This window comes from Collinsella aerofaciens (assembly GCF_015555045.1).
Taxonomy (GTDB): Bacteria; Actinomycetota; Coriobacteriia; order Coriobacteriales; family Coriobacteriaceae; genus Collinsella; species Collinsella aerofaciens_W.
The window spans coordinates 65823-86260 of sequence record NZ_JADNJQ010000008.1 but is presented as its reverse complement, the minus strand read 5'-3'; the positions used below and the strand labels follow the sequence as shown (position 1 = coordinate 86260).

General features: G+C 58.9%; 20 protein-coding genes. 7 read left to right on the top strand and 13 right to left on the bottom strand.

Annotated features, from left to right (window positions below; translation table 11 throughout):
• Positions 1–271 precede the first annotated feature (271 nt).
• From I2E45_RS04525 to deoC, 4 genes are all read right to left on the bottom strand, one after another.
• On the bottom strand, positions 272–1135 hold the full coding sequence (locus I2E45_RS04525) for a PfkB family carbohydrate kinase (RefSeq protein WP_195444520.1): 864 nt from the start codon (positions 1133–1135) through the stop codon (positions 272–274).
• Between the two features lie 59 nt (positions 1136–1194).
• Entirely contained in the window at positions 1195–1854 is a 660-nt protein-coding gene (locus I2E45_RS04520) for an HAD family hydrolase (protein WP_230317444.1), read from the bottom strand.
• Between the two features lie 64 nt (positions 1855–1918).
• Entirely contained in the window at positions 1919–2761 is an 843-nt protein-coding gene (locus I2E45_RS04515) for a Cof-type HAD-IIB family hydrolase (protein ID WP_195444518.1), read from the bottom strand.
• 149 nt (positions 2762–2910) lie between these two features.
• Positions 2911–3585: a deoxyribose-phosphate aldolase gene (gene deoC, locus I2E45_RS04510; protein ID WP_195444516.1), complete on the bottom strand. Its 675-nt coding sequence runs from the start codon at positions 3583–3585 to the stop codon at positions 2911–2913.
• A gap of 618 nt (positions 3586–4203) precedes the next feature.
• On the opposite strand from deoC, the gene I2E45_RS04505 reads away from it, so the two are divergent.
• The 3 genes from I2E45_RS04505 to I2E45_RS04495 all read left to right on the top strand — a co-directional run bounded on the left by I2E45_RS04505 (position 4204) and on the right by I2E45_RS04495 (position 7228).
• Positions 4204–5250, top strand: coding sequence for a hypothetical protein (locus tag I2E45_RS04505; RefSeq protein ID WP_195444514.1), 1047 nt, complete (start codon positions 4204–4206; stop codon positions 5248–5250).
• A 63-nt stretch (positions 5251–5313) separates the two neighbouring features.
• Positions 5314–5931, top strand: a complete 618-nt coding sequence (locus I2E45_RS04500; protein WP_022094432.1) for an ATP-dependent Clp protease proteolytic subunit — start codon at positions 5314–5316, stop codon at positions 5929–5931.
• Positions 5924–7228: a VirD4-like conjugal transfer protein, CD1115 family gene (locus I2E45_RS04495; protein ID WP_195444512.1), complete on the top strand. Its 1305-nt coding sequence runs from the start codon at positions 5924–5926 to the stop codon at positions 7226–7228. The genes I2E45_RS04500 and I2E45_RS04495 overlap by 8 nt, the downstream gene beginning before the upstream one ends.
• Before the next feature lie 141 nt (positions 7229–7369).
• On the opposite strand, the gene pgi is transcribed toward I2E45_RS04495, so the two are convergent.
• Complete coding sequence (pgi, locus tag I2E45_RS04490; protein WP_195444510.1) at positions 7370–9064, bottom strand: glucose-6-phosphate isomerase; 1695 nt, start codon at positions 9062–9064, stop codon at positions 7370–7372.
• 197 nt (positions 9065–9261) lie between these two features.
• Positions 9262–9786, bottom strand: a complete 525-nt coding sequence (locus tag I2E45_RS04485) for an iron-containing alcohol dehydrogenase (RefSeq protein ID WP_195444508.1) — start codon at positions 9784–9786, stop codon at positions 9262–9264.
• A 237-nt stretch (positions 9787–10023) separates the two neighbouring features.
• Here I2E45_RS04485 and I2E45_RS04480 point away from each other — a divergent pair, with 237 nt between their 5' ends.
• Both I2E45_RS04480 and I2E45_RS04475 read left to right on the top strand, forming a co-directional pair.
• Positions 10024–11529 (top strand): Y-family DNA polymerase, encoded by a 1506-nt coding sequence (locus I2E45_RS04480; protein WP_195444506.1) that lies wholly within the window; start codon positions 10024–10026, stop codon positions 11527–11529.
• On the top strand, positions 11522–11947 hold the full coding sequence (locus I2E45_RS04475) for a hypothetical protein (RefSeq protein WP_233540402.1): 426 nt from the start codon (positions 11522–11524) through the stop codon (positions 11945–11947). The genes I2E45_RS04480 and I2E45_RS04475 overlap by 8 nt, the downstream gene beginning before the upstream one ends.
• 26 nt (positions 11948–11973) lie before the next feature.
• On the opposite strand, the gene I2E45_RS04470 is transcribed toward I2E45_RS04475, so the two are convergent.
• The gene (locus I2E45_RS04470) at positions 11974–12357 is read right to left on the bottom strand and encodes a heavy-metal-associated domain-containing protein (RefSeq protein ID WP_195444504.1); all 384 of its coding nucleotides are present in this window, start codon (positions 12355–12357) and stop codon (positions 11974–11976) included.
• Between the two features lie 175 nt (positions 12358–12532).
• On the opposite strand from I2E45_RS04470, the gene I2E45_RS04465 reads away from it, so the two are divergent.
• Together I2E45_RS04465 and I2E45_RS04460 are read left to right on the top strand one after the other, a co-directional pair.
• Complete coding sequence (locus I2E45_RS04465) at positions 12533–13237, top strand: DUF3793 family protein (protein WP_195444502.1); 705 nt, start codon at positions 12533–12535, stop codon at positions 13235–13237.
• A gap of 46 nt (positions 13238–13283) precedes the next feature.
• Positions 13284–13703: a flavodoxin gene (locus tag I2E45_RS04460; protein ID WP_117640805.1), complete on the top strand. Its 420-nt coding sequence runs from the start codon at positions 13284–13286 to the stop codon at positions 13701–13703.
• 117 nt (positions 13704–13820) lie between these two features.
• Here I2E45_RS04460 and I2E45_RS04455 read toward each other — a convergent pair whose 3' ends face one another.
• From I2E45_RS04455 to I2E45_RS04430, 6 genes are all read right to left on the bottom strand, one after another.
• A complete protein-coding gene (locus I2E45_RS04455) occupies positions 13821–14573 on the bottom strand; it encodes an amino acid ABC transporter ATP-binding protein (protein ID WP_055251428.1) in 753 nt (250 codons plus the stop codon).
• A 12-nt stretch (positions 14574–14585) separates the two neighbouring features.
• Positions 14586–15947, bottom strand: coding sequence for an ABC transporter permease subunit (locus I2E45_RS04450; protein WP_229058824.1), 1362 nt, complete (start codon positions 15945–15947; stop codon positions 14586–14588).
• A gap of 118 nt (positions 15948–16065) precedes the next feature.
• Entirely contained in the window at positions 16066–16926 is an 861-nt protein-coding gene (locus tag I2E45_RS04445) for an ABC transporter substrate-binding protein (RefSeq protein ID WP_117648317.1), read from the bottom strand.
• A 147-nt stretch (positions 16927–17073) separates the two neighbouring features.
• On the bottom strand, positions 17074–17940 hold the full coding sequence (locus I2E45_RS04440) for a deoxyribonuclease IV (protein ID WP_195444501.1): 867 nt from the start codon (positions 17938–17940) through the stop codon (positions 17074–17076).
• Between the two features lie 171 nt (positions 17941–18111).
• Positions 18112–19131, bottom strand: coding sequence for a Gfo/Idh/MocA family protein (locus tag I2E45_RS04435; RefSeq protein ID WP_271742148.1), 1020 nt, complete (start codon positions 19129–19131; stop codon positions 18112–18114).
• Positions 19132–19224: 93 nt separating this feature from the next.
• Positions 19225–20412, bottom strand: a complete 1188-nt coding sequence (locus I2E45_RS04430) for an aldo/keto reductase (protein ID WP_195444500.1) — start codon at positions 20410–20412, stop codon at positions 19225–19227.
• Positions 20413–20438: the final 26 nt, after the last annotated feature.

Sequence of the window (20438 nt, the reverse complement as noted above, 5' to 3'; positions counted from 1 at the left end):
GCGGTGTCCCCTCCCTTTCAAGAAAGGGAAGAGGCGGGGCATGCCCCGCCTCTTACACCACATCTCTGCGCGCTACCTACAGCTATCCATTATCAAGGCACTTTAAGGTGGTTAAAGTCATTTTTAGCAGGTTTTAATCACTCGCAGACACCCAACTAGGCCCTCAATAGCTTAATTTCGCTGTTACTAAATTAGTGACAGTACTCATATTTAGCATTTTTTGTCCATGGAGTCCCGGGGGGCGACAATTCGACTCCCCGGGACTGCTCACCTATTCGGAAATCGGCACTCCATGGCCCCAGGAGCCTTCCATGCCGCACACGGTCGAGGCAAACCCGGCAGCAAAGTCGAGTGCACGCTCGATGGCCTCGGCACCATCCTCGCCACGCTTGGCGGAATCGAGATAACACATCAGGAACGAAGCCAGGAACGAGTCGCCCGCACCCATGGTGTCCTTCAAATCCGTTACCGGTTTAGCCAGTTGGCGGTAATAACGATCGCCATCATAGGCAATGCAGCCCTCAGCGCCAGCCGTTGCCGATACGAAACGCGGACCTAGACCCCTCACCCATGCCAGACGCTCGCGAATCTCATCCTCGCTCGCGGCGTCTGCCGCGCTAAAGAATGCGAAGTCAACGTAGGGAGCAATCTGCTCGTAGTACTCGTCGGTCGAATCGTCCGAGAAGTCAAACGAAACCGTGATGCCCGCGGCCTTCAACTTGGGAAGTTCGCGCTCGGTAAAGCAATAGTTGCCCGAGTGGACTACGTCGAACTGCTTCATGTACGCAAGGTCAAAGCGATCGAGCACATAGCGAGTATCACCACGGATGCCACCCTCATTGGAGCCAAGGAAAACACGGTCGCCGTTAACGACGGTCACGCGCGCAGCACCATTCTCACCGATGAGCTGCTTGCATTTGGCTAGTTCAACGTCCTCATCCTCAAGACTCGCAATCACGTGCTCGGCAGCAGCGTCATTACCAAAGATGCCCATATACGCGGAGCGCGCGGCTCCGCATTTCTTGGCATACACGGCAAAGTTCACCGCATTGCCACCCGGATACATCGTGCGAATATGCTCGTAGCGGTCGACGACGTTGTCGCCAAACCCCAGTGCGCTCACGTTAAATGCCATAGCGCGCCCCTCTCTTATGCCAACGGAACCACTGTTGTGACAACAATGCCGCCCAGAATCTACGCGAGTTCCAGCAGCTCCGGCAGCTGGTCGATAATCTTGTCCGCGGCATCCTGGCTAAAGCCAAAGCGCTCCTCGCGCTTGGCAATAACCGTCAGGCCGGCTCGCTTACCCGCGGTAATGCCCGGAACGGAATCCTCAACGCAGCAGCAGCGATTCGCGGGCAGCCCCAGCAGGTCCAGCGCATGCAGGTAGATGTCGGGCTCGGGTTTGCTCTCCTTAAACTGCTCGCCGCTCACCACATACTCAAAGGCATCAGACAGCCCGCATGCGTTGAGCACTTCCTCGATGCTAACCATGGGAGACGAGCTGGCAAGCGCCACGCGAACGCCACGGCGCGGCAGCTCTCGAATCGTATCCACGGCGCCTGGGTTAATCAAAGCCTGATAGTCACGCGGACGCTTATGCGCCCACTCGTCCCAACGGGCCAACGCTTCCTCGCCAGTGAAGTGCCCCTTACCGGCGCGCTCAAACCAATCGACCAGCATATGCAGGAAGAACTGATGCGAGGTACCGACCTGCCCATTCAACTCCTCTTGAGTCAGATTAAGCCCAAGCTCCTTGGCAAACGCGGCAGTCTCGCCCAAGTAGTAATACTCGGTATCGACAATGACGCCGTCCATGTCAAAGATAACGGCGTCGAACGGAAATGCGGACACGGCACCCTCCCTAACAAAAGGACGCCCGCAAGCAGGCGCCCGAGCCATGCATTAATCGGCGATTCTAACCCAGCAGCTTATCCAGCGTCACCGCAATGCCATCTTCGTTGTTATCGGCGGTCACCATCTGGGCTACAGCCTTAACCTCTTCGACGGCGTTACCCATGGCAACACCGGTGCCGGCCCACTCAATCATGGACTTGTCGTTCTGGCCGTCGCCAAACGATACGACCTCACTGGCATCGATGCCGAGCTTGGGCAGGGCACCCTCGAGTGCGCGGGCCTTGTCGATACCGGGCGCCGTGTACTCAAAGTACCAGTCGGCCGTAAACATGCCCGAAAGCGTCTGCTTAAAGGGCGCATACATCTCCTCGTAATGCGCCTGCAGGTAGGCCGGATCGCCCGCCGTCAGCAGCTTGTCCACGGGATAAGCATCAGCGACCTCATGCAGGCTCTCCACCTCGCGAATCTTAAGATCGCACGCGTCGCGCTCATACTTGACGATATTCTTCTGCGAGCCGTCAGGCAGCGTGATCATGCAATGGTACGAGTCCTCGACGTGCAAATCGCGACCGAGCGAAATCATAGGGATCACGTCAAAATTACGCAGGTGATCAATCAGGCGATGCAATTCGTCGGCAGGCATAGCCTGATCGAACAGCACCTCGTCGGTCTGGGCATCGACGACGTGTGCGCCGTTAAAGGCCACCAGCAGACCGTCATGGTTTTGAAGGTCGAGCTCTTGCGCCAAGGCGTGCAGCCCCCATGCGGGACGGCCCGAAGCCAAAATGAGCTTAATGCCCGACTCCTGCGCCGCGAGCAGCTTCTCGCGCGTACGCGGGCTAATCACTTTCTGATCGTTGGTGAGCGTACCGTCGATATCCATCGCGATGGCTTTGATTGCCATATATGCCTCCCTGTCATTGAACAACCTTGTCTGAGCCATCATACAGAACACCCATCGCGACTCCGTTTACAACGGGAAAAATGTCATATTGTCCCGAACATGAACGGCGTGTGGTCGTGAAGTTTTATCGCTCAGGTCAAATACGTCTGCTAGCGACGCTCATCCGTCGGTGCGCCCTCGACGATCGCGATGCCCGCCGATGCACCTAACGCGCTGGCGCCGGCCTCGATGAATGCGCAAGCCTCTTCGTAATTATGGATACCGCCCGCCGCCTTGATTGCCACGGCATCGCCGAGCACCTCGTGCATCAGCCGCACGTCCTCGAGCTTAGCACCGCCAAAGCTTCTGCCGGTCGATGTCTTAAGGAATCCCGGCTTGGCCTCCAGCGCGATCTCGCATACACGGCGCTTGGCGGCGTCGTCGCCGTCCAGCTTGCACATCTCGACGATTACCTTGTCAGTGATGCCATGCGCGCGACAATAATCAGCAATGGTAGTCATCTCGCGCTCGATGGCATCAAAATCGCGGTTCTCGATCGACCCCTGATTCAAAACGTAGTCAATCTCGGTAAAGCCACACGCAGCGTATTCCTCAAACCTCGCAAGCTTCTCCTCAAGCGTCATAGTGCCCTGGGGAAAGTCGATAGCGCCGGCAAGGATGATGTCAGAGCCCTCGAGCATGGCGCGGCCCGTCTCGTACTCCTGCAGGTTCGCAAATACGCAGCGAAAGTTGTACTTTAACGCCTTCTCGACATACTGCTCAAACGTGTCCTCGGGGGCATCGATATAGTCGATGTATTTATTGATGGGTTTGGCAAGCGTCATGCTGGGCCTCCTTGTTCAGGGCTGGCAACCGATTCGTGGCTTCACGCGAAAAACCACGTTCAATGTACGCCCGGCATGCAAGGACAGCGTCCGCATTCCGACAAGTGGTATGAAATTAGCCGTAAACGTATAATTTACGGACAGCGAATGGCACCGCACGCGGATGCCGACAGCAAGACATCCCCCCTCAATACACCCTCATGCCCATTTAAATAGCAAGGGGCCCGTATCTGTTGGGATACGGGCCCCTTTCGGCCGTGACCTATCTCAGCAACAAAGACTACTTGCAGTGAGCGCGGTAGAACTCGATCGCACCATCTTATCCGAGCCGGGGCACGTTCGCATAGCGTGGCGCGTGACGGTTGCAAAACCACCCCATTTGAAACAAACGCAAAAAAGTACTTGCAAAGACACGTTCCGACATATAAGTTGATAAAAGACCGCCGTTGCGGTTTTAAGTAGATCGAGCATATGAAGTTTCAGTTTTCAGCGTGTAAGAGAAGGAAGATCGGCAAAGTACAACCCCAAACGCAATGACAACTTAATGAGGTAACTGCCACATGTGAGGCACCTAGGGCATTGCTGTCTCGATTTTGAGCACGATGCCTTCCGCCTTGCATGGGCCGTTCCATCCCGCCCCTGCAGCAACTGTCTCACGGGCTCATTGAAAACCGCATAGCACCCCAACGTCAGCACATCACCCACGGCAAGCACATCACTCACGACAACCAACACATCAACAAACAGCACGAACATCAACCGATTGGAGAAGCTATGACAAACCACCACGCTGAAGACGGCGATAAGAAAAGCATTCTGGATGCCCGCATTGAGCGAGCATATGCAAACGAATATGACGCCGCCTTTGCCGCCGCGACCATAAAGAACTACGCGTCGCTACCGCTCGCGACGATCTTGGCCGACCACCCTCAACTGCTGAAGCGCTGCACAAAGATCATGGGCGACCCCGACATTCGCAAGCTGACAGACCCCTATGCCCCAGAACGCGACAACGATTCGTACGTTCTTACCGTAGGCTGCCTAGCCCATATGCTTACGGCGCTCGACACGAAACTCAAGCTCGAATGGGAACCCGACGAGCGTCATGAACTCGAAAGCAAGCGGAACACCCTGCGCACCGCACTGTTCCTTCCGTTGGACGGCCTCAAGCGCTGCAACGTCGAGCTCAATACACAGGCGCGGCAAAAGCCCGGGACCACGGGGCAGAAAACTCCAAGACCCCATGCGGCCATCGTCGACCGCAACCGATATAACCGCATGACCGCGCATTTTTCTGCCGAGGGAGCAGCCATAAGGACGCTGATCGACCTGCTGTGCCTCCTGAGCATCAACGAGCTATTTGAGGGCTATCTCGCCCTTGTTCCCGCGACGGCACCCAAGTCGGTAGCAAAGATCATCGAGACCTGCAGACGCCAGTTTGAGCGCCATCGCAATGGCAGCGAGATGAACGCCAGCATCGCGCAATGCTACGCGGCTCATTACAAAAATGACGGATGTGCCCCTGTCGAGCATCAGCTGCGGCTCGCCTACACCACGCCCGCCGCAACGCTCTATCGCTTTGGAGCCCTTGGCGCTTGCGAGCCGCACGAACAGGCAGCCTGCCCCACAACCGAGCTCGATCTCAGGCTCGGACGAACCCTGTAGTCCGCCAGCCCCTCCGCGGGCAACAATCCTATTCCACAACACAACCAACAGAAAGGAGTCCTCATGGACACCAATCATTCCCCCATCATCAGTCCCCTCACCATGCGTGAATCCGCCCGAGGCATCACGCTCACCAGCATTTACGATGAGATGCTCGCCCGTCGCGAGCTCTCCGTCATGGGAAACATCGAAACCCCGATGGCCCACGACCTATGCCAGCAGATCCGCCTGCTCGATGCCACCGACCCCAGCCGCCCCATCACCATATTTGTCGCCAGCGCCGGCGGAAGCGTGCGATCGGGTCTTGCGATCTATGACGCCATGCGCCTCGCATCGTGCCCCATCCGCACCGTCTGCCTGGAATTCGCCGCGTCCATGGGCGCCGTGATCTTTATGGGCGGCGACGATCGCCGTATGGCGCCCCATGCAGAGCTCATGATTCACGACCCGCTGATCCCCCAGGGGGCAGGTGGCTCGGCACTTGCGCTGCAGGAAACCAGCCGGCGTCTCATGCAGACCCGCAAGACCCTCACGCAAATCCTCTCGGACCGCAGCGGCCTCACGCCCAAGCGCATCCAGTCCCTCACTGCAAAAGACACCTACCTTTCGGCCGAGCGCGCCGTCGAGCTCGGCTTTGCCCACGAAATCCTCTCGACCACCAAGGAGGTCGCCCATGTCTAACCTCGCCAGCCGTCTCGCCGCATCTGAGACCGCATCGTCCACCATCCTCGCCAAGGATCGAACGCTTTCCTGCGACACCCGCCAAACGGGACTCAACAACAATGCACTTGTGATCGGCCCCTCGGGAGCCGGCAAGACCCGAAACGTCCTCAAGCCCAACCTGCTGCAAATGAACGCAAGCTACATCGTGCTCGACACCAAAGGCACGCTCTGTCGCGAAGTGGGACCCGTGCTGGCAGCCCACGGTTACCGCGTGCAATGTCTCAACTTCGCCGACCTCAACACCGTCCCGGCCCTTGCGCCCGGCATCGAGCGCTGCGGCTACAACCCCCTGAGGCACATTCGCCGCAAGGCGGACGGCAGGCCCAACCAGCAGGACATCCTCTCGGTGGCAAAGGCCATCTGCCCCATCGAGGACAACAACCAGCCTTTTTGGGATCATGCGGCGGCAAACCTGCTGTCGTGTCTTATCGCCTACGTCACCGAACAGCTACCCGCCGACGAGCAGACGATCAGCTCGGTCATCAAGCTGATCGAGCACCTGCAGGACGGTGCCACAGGTCGATTGTTTGACGACCTGATCACGACCGACCCCCAAAGCTATGCCCTCTCGCTATGGCGGCGCTACGCCATTACGCAAAATGCCGAGCGCATGCACGCGAGCATCGTCGGCATCCTTGCCGAAAAGGTCATGTGTCTGGGATTCGACGGTGCGGCACAGCTCTATCGTGAGTGCCATCAGGTGGACTTCGCTTCCATGGGACACACCCCCTGCGCCCTGTTTGTAACCGTGAGCGATATTGACCGCAATCTCGATCCGCTGACCGGCCTCTTTATTTCGCAGGCGTTTATGGGCCTCATTCGTGAGGCCGATAGGCAGCCCGACGGCAGCCTGCCCGTGCCCGTGCGCTTTATGCTCGATGACTTCGCAAATCTGCAGATCCCCCAGATCGACAACGTGCTCTCGATTATCCGAAGCCGCAACATCTGGGCAACGCTGCTGCTGCAGTCGACCAACCAGCTCGATGCGCTCTATGGCGAGGCACGCGCACGCTCCATCATGGGCAACTGCGACACGCATCTGGTGCTGGCGTTCCAGGATCCCGAGAGTGCCCGGGTGTTTTCCGACCGCGCCGACGCGCTGCCCAGCACGCTCATGGCGACGCCAATCGATCGCTCGTGGCTCTTTGTACGCGGTCGCACTCCCGAACAGGTCGAGCGCTTTAGGCTCGAAGACCATCCGCTCTACGGGGAGCTGCCCGAGGCGCAGCGAGGCCATGCGGAGGCCGAAATCTAGGCGCAGGGTTCTCGCAGCGCGCGGCGCCCCGGCGATGTTCCACAAAGGCCGTGCACCCCGGGACCACGGCAAAGCAAAGGGGCCCGCATCCGATAGGATACGGGCCCCTGACTATAAGGCGCGATGCGTTAACAGCAGCGACTACTTGCGGTGAGCGCGGTAGAACTCGATGAGCGCCTGGGTCGAAGCGTCCTGCTCGGCCTTGGCAGCCTCGTCGTGGAAGGCCGGGGTGATCTGCTTGGCAAGCTGCTTGCCCAGCTCGACGCCCCACTGGTCGTAGGAGTCGATGCCCCAGACCGTGCCCTCGACAAACGTAATGTGCTCGTACAGGGCGATGAGCTCGCCAAGCGCGAACGGGGTCAACGTGTCGCCGAAGATCGAGGTCGTCGGGCGGTTGCCCTCAAAGCAGCGGGCCGGGACGATCTGCTCGGGCGTGCCCTCGGCGCGCACCTCATCGGCCGTCTTACCAAAGGCGAGCGCCTTGGTCTGGGCCAGGAAGTTGCCCAGGAACAGCTCGTGGACATCCTGGCCGCTGTCGGTTGCGGGGTTGGCGGTATTGGCGAAAGCGATAAAGTCGGCCGGGACCACCACGGTGCCCTGGTGCAGCAGCTGGTAGAAGGCGTGCTGACCGTTGGTGCCGGGCTCGCCCCAGAAGATCTCACCGGTGTCGGAGGTCACGGCGCTGCCGTCCCAGCGGACGTGCTTGCCGTTGGACTCCATGGTGAGCTGCTGCAGGTAGGCCGGGAAACGGTGCAGATACTGGCAGTACGGCAGCACGGCGTGGCTCTTGGAACCGAAGAAGTTGACGTACCAGACGTTGAGCAGGCCCATCAGCGCGACGGCGTTGTTCTCGAGCGGCGTGTTGCAGAAGTACTCGTCGATGGCATGGAAGCCCTCGAGGAACTGCTGGAAGCGCTCGGGGCCGAGCACGATGATCAGCGACAGGCCCACGGCGGAGTCGACGGAGTAGCGGCCGCCGACCCAGTTCCAGAAACCAAAAGCGTTAGCGGGGTCGATGCCGAAGGCCTCAACCTTCTCGAGTGCGGTGGAAACGGCGACGAAGTGCTTTGCCACGGCCTCGGCGTTCTGCTCATCGGAGCCATCGATGGCGCCCTGAGCCTTAAGCTGCTCGAGCATCCAGGTCTTGACCTCGCGGGCGTTGGTGAGGGTCTCGAGCGTGGTGAAAGTCTTGGAGACGATGATCACGAGCGTGGTCTCGGGATCCAAACCCTTGAGCTTCTCGGCCTGGTCGTTGGGGTCGATGTTGGAGATATAGCGGCAATCGATACCGGCGTCGGCATAGGGGCGCAGGGCCTCGTAAGCCATGACCGGGCCCAGATCAGAGCCGCCGATGCCGATGGACACCAGGTGCTCGATCTTCTTGCCGGTAACGCCCTTCCACTCACCGGAGCGCACGCGCTCGGCGAAGGCATACATGCGATCGAGGACCTCGTGCACGTCGGCGACAACGTCCTGGCCGTCGACGATGAGCTGGCCCTTCTCGGTTGCGGGGCGGCGAAGCGCGGTGTGCAGGACGGCGCGGTCCTCGGTGGTGTTAATGTGCTCGCCGGAGAACATGGCGTCGCGGCGCTCCTCGAGCTTCACCTCACGAGCAAGATCGCACAGCAGCTTGACGGTCTCATCAGTCACCAGGTTCTTGGACAGATCGAAGTGCAGGTCGCCGGCGTCAAAGCTCAGCTTGTTCACGCGCTCGGCATCGGCAGCGAACCAGGCCTTGAGGTCGATACCATCGGCCTCGAGCTTCTCCTGATGAGCCTCGAGTGCCTTCCAAGCGGCAGTCGACGTAGCATCGATAGGTGCGGCAACAGTTGCCATAGAGTCCTCCTCAGCATACGGGCGCACGCCTCCATGCGCCCGGACATTCAGATGCCACTATTCTAGCGCAGGTCAAGACTACAATCAGCGAGCGTTGCCAATCCGCCCCCAAACGGCAGCCGATCAAAAAGGGACAGGCTTATTTTGGCAGGTCAAACGCTTTACCAACCAAAAAACCCGTCCTTTTATGGCAAATATTAGGCCGCGGCGCAGACGCTACCGAGCAACTCACGCAGAGGAGACCCGATGCCCTCCAGCAGTTCGGGCGCGATAATGGCAAAAACGGGAACCTCGCCGGCTCCCGCGACGGCAGGCACCTTGCCCTCCGAGACAATACATCCATAAGGCACAAAGCCGTCTTCGCCGGCATCGAGCGTCGCCATGCGACGGGCGAGTTCGCGTGCAAAGCCCGCCGTATCGGCATCGCCGATCGCCAGGACAAAGTCCACGCCTTCGTCGGTCGCCAGGGCCACGGCTTCGTCGATCAGCTCGTCTCCCCCGTCGCCCTCAACCGAGCCGCAGCGAAAAAGCACGCGCTCGAGCAGAGCTCGATCAAGCGAGCCGAGCGCCGCCGAGACGAGCTCATCATGCGCATGCTTGTCACCGCCCAGCACGACCAGTGCCTTGGTGCCGCCGTAGTGAGCGACCAATCGTCCACACCAGCGAGCCACGTCTCCATCCGCAACAAGGCGCGTCGGCATACCAAACCCATAGTTGACCATCGTTTCCACAACCCTTCCGTGCGTATAGGCGGTATCAATCGTTAGGCTCATGCTACGAAGCAAGGTTTTCCGAGCTGTTTCGCACTCTTTAGAGCTGCGTTAAAAACCCGATCCAACCGCACGACCATACCTAACAAATCAAACCAGTCCCTTTTTGACAGGTTTGACGATGTCCGGATGAGAGGGTATTATCGAACAGATATTCGATAAGAACATGTGTTTGATGATAGGACACGGATGGCGCACGAGCAGCACACCTATATCTGCATCGACCTCAAGACGTTTTATGCCAGCGTCGAGTGCGTCGACCGTGGGCTCGATCCGCTCACCACCAACCTAGTCGTTGCCGACGAATCGCGCGGACGCACGACCATCTGCCTCGCCATCACGCAGGCCATGAAGGACTTAGGAATTCACAATCGCTGCCGCCTATTTGAGATTCCCGATTGCATCGACTACATCACGGCCGTACCGCGCATGCAGCACTACATGGAGGTGTCGGCGAAAATCTACGGTATCTATCTGGAATACGTCAGCCCCCAGGACGTGCACGTCTACTCCATCGATGAGTGCTTTATCGACGTGACGCCCTATCTGGACCTCTATCACACAGATGCGGAAGGGCTCGCCTGCACGCTGCGCGACGAGGTCTTGGCGCGCACCGGCATCACGGCGACGGTCGGCATCGGCCCCAACCTATTCCAGGCCAAGGTGGCGCTCGACGTCACCGCCAAGCACGTACCCAGTCGCATCGGCAAACTCGACGACGAGACCTTTCGCAAGGAGATCTGGCCCCATCGCCCCATCACCGACATCTGGGGCATCGGCCCCGGCGTGGCGGCCCGTCTCGAGAAATACGGCGTCTACGATCTGATGGGCGTCGCGGCTCTCGACGAGAACCTGCTCTACGACGAACTCGGCGTCAATGCCGAATATCTTATCGACCACGCCTTCGGGCGTGAGCCGACAACCATCGCCGATATCCAAGCCTATCGCCCGCAAGCAACCTCGACCACCACAGGGCAGGTACTCTCGAAGGGCTATGCCTACGAGCAAGCATACACCGTCTTGCGCGAGATGGTCGACAACGCCGTGTTGGACTTAGTCGATAAGCACGTGGTCTGTGACAGCATCTCGCTCTTTGTGGGTTATGCGAGCGAGCGGGCCGACATACGCCGCCTCGACGCCAGCGGCACAGCGCAATATGTGGACGGATGTGGGCACCTGCGCTCGAGCACGTCGAGCATCGAGCCCACCGCAACCACTGGCCCCGAACTCGCACCCCGTGCGCCCAAGCCCGTCCAGCGCGATGACGAACGGCGCCGCCTGGTACGCGAGGCGCAGGCAATCGATGGCATCTTTGTGGGAGAGCACGGCGGCAAACCGCGCGGTGGATATGCCACACTCTTTGCGCACTCTAACGCCTCGCGAAAGCTGCCCGAGCGTACCAATTCGTTTAAGAAGATCATGGGCTATTTCGATGAGCTCTGGGCGCAGACTGTCGATCCTAAGCGACCGGTCAAACGCATCAACCTGGGATTTGGCAACCTCATGCCCGAGGAATTTGCCACCATCGATCTATTCAGCGATATCGAGGCCGATGAGCGCGAGCGCGACCTGGCGCGCGCCGTCCTGGCCGTGAAAGGCAAGTACGGCAAGAACGCTCTGGTCAAGGGATTAAGCTTTACCGCTGGCGCCACCGCGCGCGAACGCAACGAACAAGTTGGAGGACACCGTGCCTAAACCCAAACAACAGCCCGTGCGCCCGCCGACCGCCTTTGAGCGCTTGGCGGACCCCGAGGGCAGACGCCGCGCCGCCGACCCCAACCTCACTGCCAACGGTGCCGTGCGCGCCAACCGCGCCGCACAGTTTATGCCCTTTGCCGCCCTCACGGGATACTACGAACTCGTGCGCAAGCAGGAAATCACCGTCGAGCCAAAACGTGAGCTCACGGAAGAAAAAGCCCTCGTGCTTTCTAAAAAACTCGAGGGTCTCAAACGTGGCGACTTGGTTCGTGTCACCTATTACGATACATACGGCTATCGCAGCCGCACCGGCATCCTCGACGAGGCGCTCCCCGCCTTCAAGCTCCTCAAGCTCCGAGACATCGCCATCGACTTCGACGACATCCAAGACATCGAACTGCGCGGACGAGCCTAGCCAAGGAAGCGCATCCAGAGCGACGCTTACAGCGTCATGACGTAGTAGCCCGCGTCTTTCACGGCCGTCTCGAGGACACCACGATCAACCGGCTGCTTAGAGCGCACGCGTGCCGTGTGGTCCGCATACGTCACCGTTGCCCACACACCATCCAGCGCATTGAGGGCATTGGCTACGTTCTGAGCGCAGCCGTCACAGCTCATGCCGCCGATGAGCAGCTCATCGCTATAGGGATAGTGGGACGGATCGGTATCCGCAACCACTACCTTCTTGGCCTTCTTACCGCTCGCACCATCGCTGCAGCAGCTCTTTCCGTGTGTCGAAGCGACAATGCGACGCAGGCCAAAGAACATGCCAACGACAATCACGGCAAGCACGATGAGATTCGCAGGGTTGAGCAAGTCACTCATGCGTTCCCCTTTCAAGTAGCCCTATCTAGATACCCCCATGGGGTGTCCCCATCTTAACCCAAAATCATGTCCGTTCGGTCAATTAGTTTCCCTCTTCAAACTTTTTTGTTGACCATGGCTTACTTTCGTGTATAAGTTTTCCTAGGCTAACAACTGAGGACCCGAAAGGGACATCGTGACTCGAACCATTGACATCCCAACATACCAAACGGCTGTCGTGCGCAACTGCTCCCCTACGCTCGCAGGTATCAAGCCGGCTTCGCTCTTTACCTATCCCGGCGTTTACGCCAACCAAAACGGAAAACCCAGCGCCACCCATATCGAAGAGCGACGCTCTCGCCTGCTCGCCGTCATAGCCCAATGCAACCGCGAGCTCCAGCCACTCGGGATCCATATGAGCGTTTTGGTCTGGCGCCCCTGCGGAGCGCTCATCTATGTGTACCGCCCTGCAGACCTCATGCGATACCTCTCCGACTCCCGCGCCACGACGGCGCTTGCCGCCGAAGGTTACGATGTCCACAACCTGCCCGCGTCCCTGGTGCATCTCGCCGCGCGCATCACGCTGGCAAGCAGCAATGCCGCAGAAAGCGCCTATGACGGCAGCGTCTGCGCACTCGCGCGAAATAGGCACTGCGATACGGGGTGCATATGCGAGTTCCCCCACGAAATTGGCTATTTTTTGGGCTATCCCTACGAAGATGTCCATCAGTTTATCGTCCAGCACGGCGAAAACTATAAGGTCTTTGGCGCATGGAAGGTATACACAAACGTTGAGCAGGCGCTCACGACCTTCGATTCCTATCGCGCATGCACGCAATACCTTACCTGCATCTATCAACAGGGCTGCACCCTGGAACAACTTGTCCAGGCAACCCGATAGAGCATACAAGACGCGGCCGCACGCCGCACAACCGAAAGGAAAACATATGAGCAAGATCGCCGTCGTCTACTGGAGCGGTACAGGCAACACCGAGGCCATGGCAAACTTCGTTGCCGAGGGTGCAACCGGTGCCGGCGCCGAGGCAGAGGTCATCTCCTGCGCCGACTTCTCCGCAGACAAGGCCGCCAACTATGACGCCATTGCCTTCGGCTGCCCCGCCATGGGTTCCGAGGAGCTTGAGTATGACGAGTTCCAGCCTATGTGGGACGAGGTCAAGGAGACCCTCGGCGATAAGAAGGTCGTCCTCTTTGGCTCTTATTCGTGGGCCGAGGGCGAGTGGATGGACAACTGGAAGGCCGATGCCGACGAGGCGGGCGTCAATGTCGTCGATTCCGTCATTTGCTACGATGCGCCCGACGATGAGGGCGAGACCGCTTGCAAGGCCCTCGGAGCCGAGCTCGCGTAACGAACCCAGGACCTCCAAAAGAGTCTGCATCAAAGCGTATCCTTATCCCTACAAAAGAGCGGGGGCTGGATTCAAGTCCAGCCCCCGCTCTTTTATAACGGCAGTTACATCAACCGGCTACGAGATATTGCCCAAGAACGCCTTGGTGCGCTCGCTCTTGGGGTGGTCGAAGACCTCGCTCGGCGTACCCTCTTCCACAATGACGCCGCCGTCCATAAAGACGACGCGGTCGGCGACGTCGCGGGCAAAGCCCATCTCGTGCGTCACGACGATCATGGTCATGCCATCGCGTGCCAGGTCGCGCATGACACCCAGAACGTCGCGAACCAGCTCGGGATCGAGCGCCGACGTGGCCTCGTCAAAGAGCATAACGTGAGGGTTCATCGACAGGGCGCGGGCGATGGCAACGCGCTGCTGCTGGCCGCCCGAGAGCTGGCTCGGCATAAAGTCGATACGCTCGGCAAGACCGACCTTGGTCAGCTCCTCGACGGCGATCTTCTCGGCCTCTTCCTTGCTGCGCTTGAGCACCTTTTGCTGCGCAAGCATGACGTTCTTTTTGACCGACAGGTGCGGGAACAGGTTGAACTGCTGAAACACCATGCCCAAGTGCGTACGCACCTTATTGAGGTCAACGCCCTTGGCGCACACATCCACGCCCTCGACGACAATCGAACCACTCGTAGGATGCTCCAGACGATTGATGCAGCGAAGCATCGTCGACTTGCCCGAGCCCGAAGGACCCAGAACTACGACGACCTCGCCCTTATGCACATCCAGATCGATATCGCGCAGGACCACGTTATCGCCAAAGGCCTTCTGGAGGTTCTTAATGCTGACGACGACCTCGTTCGAGTTATTGGTTTCGCTCATGATAGGACCTCCTTACAGACCGGCGATGTGATCGGCAGGCGTCGCGACAACCTGTCCGGCGCTCTTGGCGGGACGCTTCTTCTTGGTCTCGGTCGTACCCAAAAGCCTCGCCTCAAGACCGCTCACCAAGCGAGCGAGCGGCAGGGTGATGACCAGATAGAACAGGGCGGCAACCACGTACGGTGTAATGGAGCCCGTCGTGGCCACGATGGTACGGGCGTTCATGACGATTTCGACCACACCCACGGCGGCAAGCAGCGACGTATCCTTGTAAAGCAAGATAAACTCGCTGGTCAGCGTAGGCAAAACATTGCGGAACGTCTGCGGAATCATAACGTAGAGCAGCGTCTGGAAGGCATTCATGCCCAGAGAGCGAGCAGCCTCGTTTTGGCCCTTGGGGATCGATTGAATACCGGCACGGAAGATCTCGCACAGGTACGCAGACGAGTTCATGGCCATGACGATAACGCCCAAAACATAGTCGTCCACCTTGACGCCGGCCAACGGCAGACCGAAGAACGCGATATAGATCTGCAGGAACGCCGGCGTACCGCGAATGATATTCACGTAGATGCCGGCGAGGCAGCGCAGGATGCGCGACTTGGAGATGCGCATAAGCGACAGGGCAAAGCCAAAGGGAATTGCCAGCGGAAACGCCACGAGCACGATCGAAAGCGACATAAGGAAGCCCTTGAAGACGATCGGCAGGCTCTGGACCAAAATGACCGGGTTCAGGAACAGGCGCAGGAACATATTGGAGTTCCACGCCTCGACCCACGGCTGCTCCTTAAGGTCGGCCAGGAAGTTATCGAAGGCCGTCACGCCCTTGATCTCCACCGACGGAATCTTGGAGATCTTCTTGGTCGAACCGTCGGCGAGCGTATAGGTGCCGCTAAAGGCCTCATCGCCGCCCTCGACGGGAAACGTCACACCGTAAACCTCGACGCGGAAATAGCCGCCGGCAGGCGCCGTCTCGCCAAAGTCAATCTTGAGCGTCTGGCCGTCAGCCTTGCACGTGGGCTTCATGGGCGTACGATCCATGAGGTCCTCGCCCGAGAGCATCGTCAATCGCGTGTCATCGGTACCAAACGTCGTGCCGTCGACAAACGTCAGCGAAAGACCGCTCAGCTCCTCGTCGGCATCGGCCTGAACTTCCCAAGTGATGCGCGTCTCGGTGCCGCCGACCACATCGCTACCCGAACCGGTATTGGGTCGGGCGGTAATCTTTGCGGTCTCAAGCGCCTGGGCGGTCGTGGGCACGCAGGCCCCCGCGCATACCAGGGCGAGCGCCACAGCCAGGGCACAGGCCAGCTTTTGGAGCATCGAGGGCAGTGGAAAACGCTGCTCCGCGGCCCCTTTGTTCAGTCGAGACAAGGTGGCTCCTATCGTAGAAGTTGCCGGCAAAACGAGACGGAAATGCTCTCCGTCAAGAGAAGCGCAAAGGCCCTCTCCGCCAAAACGGAAAGGGCCTGCGCACAATCAAGTAGCTATTTTACTTGATGTTGTACTTAGCCATGAGGGCGTCGACGGTACCGTCGTCGGTCAGGTCCTTGATGGCCTGGTTGATGTCGTCCTTGAGCTTGGTGTTGCCCTGGTTGATGGCGATGGCGTACTCCTCGCCGGTGCTGATCTGCTTGATGGTCTGGCAGGTGTTGAACTGCTCGGCGGTCAGCTGGCTGGCAACGGAGCGGTTGGTGACTACGGCGTCGCCCTTATCGGACTGCAGGGCGCTGAAGCACTCGGTGGCGTCCTTGTAGGGGACGATCTTGGCCTTGGGGAAGTTCTCCTGGGCAAAGGCCTCGGCGGTCGAACCGGACTGGACGATGATGGTAGCGTCGGCGTTGTTGAGCTTCTCGCTGTAGTTGTCGGCCGTGATGTCGGTGTTATCGACCTTGGTCACGATAGCCTGATCGTCCATGTAGTAGGAATCGGAGAAAGTAACTTCCTTCTCACGCTCGGGCGTGTCGGTGATAGCCGCGATGGCGACGTCGTACTTAGCGCCCGAAGCGACACCGGGGACGAGCGTGTCGAAGTCATTGTTGACGTACTCGACATCCAGACCCAGCTTGTCGCCGATAGCCTTGATGAGCTCAAGGTCAAAGCCCTGATAATCGCCGTTGTCATCCTTGTACTCAAACGGAGCGTACTCGGCAGAGGTGCCGACGGTCAGCGTACCGTCCTTGACGAGCGCGTACTCCTTGGAGCCGTCGACCTTCTCGACCTTAGCGTCGTCAGAGCTGCTGGAACCGGCATCAGAACCAGAGGTGGCGTTGGACGAACCGCAGCCCGTCAGAGCAAGGGCGAGCGCCATAGCACCCGTGGCGGCAAATGCGCCAAGCTTCTTCAGCTTCATAATCAGTCTCCTTCCGGTGACCTCGTTTGATTCAGAGGTCTGCAAAAACTGTTGGCTATTATGCACCCGGAATTACGAATCTGCAATGAGAAAACTGATTGAAACAAACCCATAACGTGAATGGGACACTCTACTTTGTGACAGTCATTACTGCTGCAATGACCTTAACAGTTTAATATCAGCCGCATAACCTGCAAGTTCGTTCGGTGTCTCCAAAATGAATGGCAATGCGCGCAAGCGGCCATTCGATACAATATTCTGCATAACCTGCATACCGCCGCCAAACTCTTCACTACCCAGGTAGCCCTTGCCGATGCACTCGTGGCGATCCTTATGGGCACCGCAGGGGTTCTTGGAGTCATTGATATGCACGGCGCGCAGGCGCTCGATACCCACCACGCGATCGAACTCGTCGAGTACGCCGTCCAGATCATGGATGATGTCGTAGCCGGCATCACTCACATGGCAGGTATCCAGACACACGCCCAGCTTGGCCGACAGCTCTGGACGTCTGGCAGCAACACCCCCGATAATGCGCGCCAGCTCTTCAAAGCTACGGCCCACCTCGGTACCCTTTCCTGCCATGGTCTCGAGCAGCACCGTCGTCTGCTGCCCCTCAAACATCACCTGGCACAAGGTGTCGACGATCATCTGAATGCCGGCATCAGTCCCCTGCCCCACATGCGCGCCGGGGTGGAAGTTGTAATAGTTGCCGGGCAGTGCTTCCAGACGCTGCAAGTCCTCGGCCATTGCCTCCAGGGCAAACTCGCGCGCCCGCTCTTTGGCAGAACAGGGGTTGTAGGTATAGGGGGCATGCGCCACGAGTGGGCCAAAATCGTTTTGTTCCATAAGCTCGCGCAGGGCCGCCACATCATCCATGTCAAGGTCTTTCGCCTTGCCGCCGCGCGGGTTGCGCGTAAAGAATGCAAAGGTATTGGCGCCAATGGACAGCGCCGTCTCCCCCATCGCCCGATAGCCCTTCGTCGTCGAAAGATGGCACCCAATCGTCAGCATCTCCAGCTCCCCCTCATCAGTTGCGGTGGAATAGTTCCTGTTTGGCCCCTATTCTGCCGCAAACAGGAACTATTCCACCGCAACTTATAAAAGGGGCATCAGAGGCGCGGGCCACCAAGCACTACGGCTACGGGCGCCAGCGTCATGATCCCCTACGCGTCAGCGCCAAGCCTAGAGGGCTAGACGGATTGCATCGATAATGCGCGCGCAGCGCTGTGTGGCGGCAAAGGGCATGACGGGACTCTCGAGTTTCCCCGCCCGGATGAGCTGGGTCGCATGCTGGATTTCGCCGTAGAAATCATCGACCTCAAACGGGGCATTTATTTCGAGCGTTCGCCCGTCGGAATACTTCACATGGGCGAGCTCGGGGCGATGGAGACGGTCGATTTCCAACGAGCCCCGCTCGCAGGCAATCGTTAAGCGGCTTTCATATGCTGCTTTGCCGTCGCACACCATATGAATGGGTATACCGCCGACACTCATATGGATCTCGTCGGCCCAATCGACGCGGCCGCCCGATACGTCACGCCAGCGAACTTCACGAGACGAAACATCGCACGCACCCGCAAGCAAATCCTCAAACCACCCGACCGCATAGCAGCACATGTCATATAGACAACCACCCTGCAACGGATCGAGCAGATAACTCGAAGGGGGCTCACCATAATCAAGTTTTTGCACGCTTTCGATCGAAACGATACGGCCGAGCTCGTCCGACGCAAGCAAGCCCTTCACGCGAGTATGCATCGGACAAAACCGATTTTTCATCGCCTCCATAAATGGCACGCCGCACTCACGGGAAACCGAGGCGATCACATAGGCCTCTTCTTCATTCAAAACGGCCGGCTTTTCGCACAGCACGGCCTTTCCCGCGCGCAGTGCCCGACAGACCCAATGCGCATGCATGCCATGTGGAAGAGCCAAGTAGATTACGTCGACATCGGGGTCGGCAATCAACGCATCATAAGCCGCATCGCCGTTATCGTCAGCTGTGGCATAACTGTGCGCGGCATCAATCGAAAACGCCCTGCAAAACTCCTCAACATGCGAAGGAGTGCGACCGGCGGCAGCCACAAGCCGTGCCCCGTCCACCTCCTTGAGCGACGATGCAAATCGATGCGAAATGTTCCCAGCGCCCAAAACGCCCCAACGAACCTCACGCAAATCATCACATGAATCCCGATGGCCCACGACAGCCCCCTTCAGTTGCGGTGGAATAGTTCCTGTTTTGCCCCTATTCTGCCGCAAACAGGAACTATTCCACCGCAAGTTATAAAAGGGGCATCAGGAGCGCGTTTTGCAAAAGGCTTTAAGCGCAGCCGTTACGGGGCCAGGCTGGAAACGTCGGCGCACATCGTCGAGACGCTCGGGAATATCGATGTGCTGCGGACAGTGCCGCGCGCATTTGCCGCATTTGATGCAATTGCTCACCAACTTGGGCTCGCTTGTACGCACCGCGCTCGCCGTAAAGTATTGAGACAGCCCCGTAAACCAACTATGCGCGTAGCTCGCGTTGTAGGCGCCAAAGCAGCCGGGAATATTGATACCCTTGGGGCACGGCATGCAGTAGCCGCACCCCGTACAGGGCACGCGATTCGATTTCTCAAACTCTCCCAGCACACGTGCGATGGTATCGAGCTGAGTAGCTGTCATCGAATCCGGCAGTGCGCGATCCGCCAATGCCGCGTTCTCGTCCACCTGCGCGGTATCGGTCATACCCGATAGCAGCATCGTGACCTGAGGATGATTCCACACCCACGAAAGGCCCCAAGCAGCCGGCGTCTTCAGGTACGGATCGCGTACGTCATCGAACACGGCGCGGGCCCGCGGAGGTAGCTTGCCCGCCAGGCGTCCACCCAAAAGCGGCTCCATCACAAACACCGCGAGCCCGCGCTCGGCGGCTGCCATGAGTCCCGCCGTTCCCGCTTGGTAGCGCTCTCCAGCGTAGTTGTACTGGATCTGGCAAAAGTCCCAGTCATACGCGTCAAGCATCGTGAGGAAGTCCGCCGCACTACCGTGGTACGAAAAACCTATCTGGCGAATACGCCCCGCCGCCTTTTGGTGCGCAATCCAGTCCTCGATACCCAACGCCACCACGCGCTCCCACTGCGCGGGCGAGGTGATGTTGTGCATAAGGTAATAGTCGATATGGTCAGTCCGCAAACGGCGCAGCTGCTCGTCGAAGAACCGATCGAAATCCTCCGCACATTTGCACGAAGCGTGCGGCAACTTGGTCGCAAGCAAAATCTGGTCGCGCAGCCCCAGGCGCTCAAGCGAAGCTCCCACACAAGCTTCGTTACCGGAGTAGAGATAGGCCGTGTCCAGATAGGCTATTCCTTGCTCCACCGCACGGGAAATGATGGCATCGGCCGTCTTCGCATCGGGGTGTCCCGGCGCACCGGGAAACCTCATGCAGCCCAGTCCCAGCACCGAGATACGGTTGCCGCTTTTGGGGTCAACGCGATATTGCACGGCCCCTCCCTTCGCCATTAGCGCCC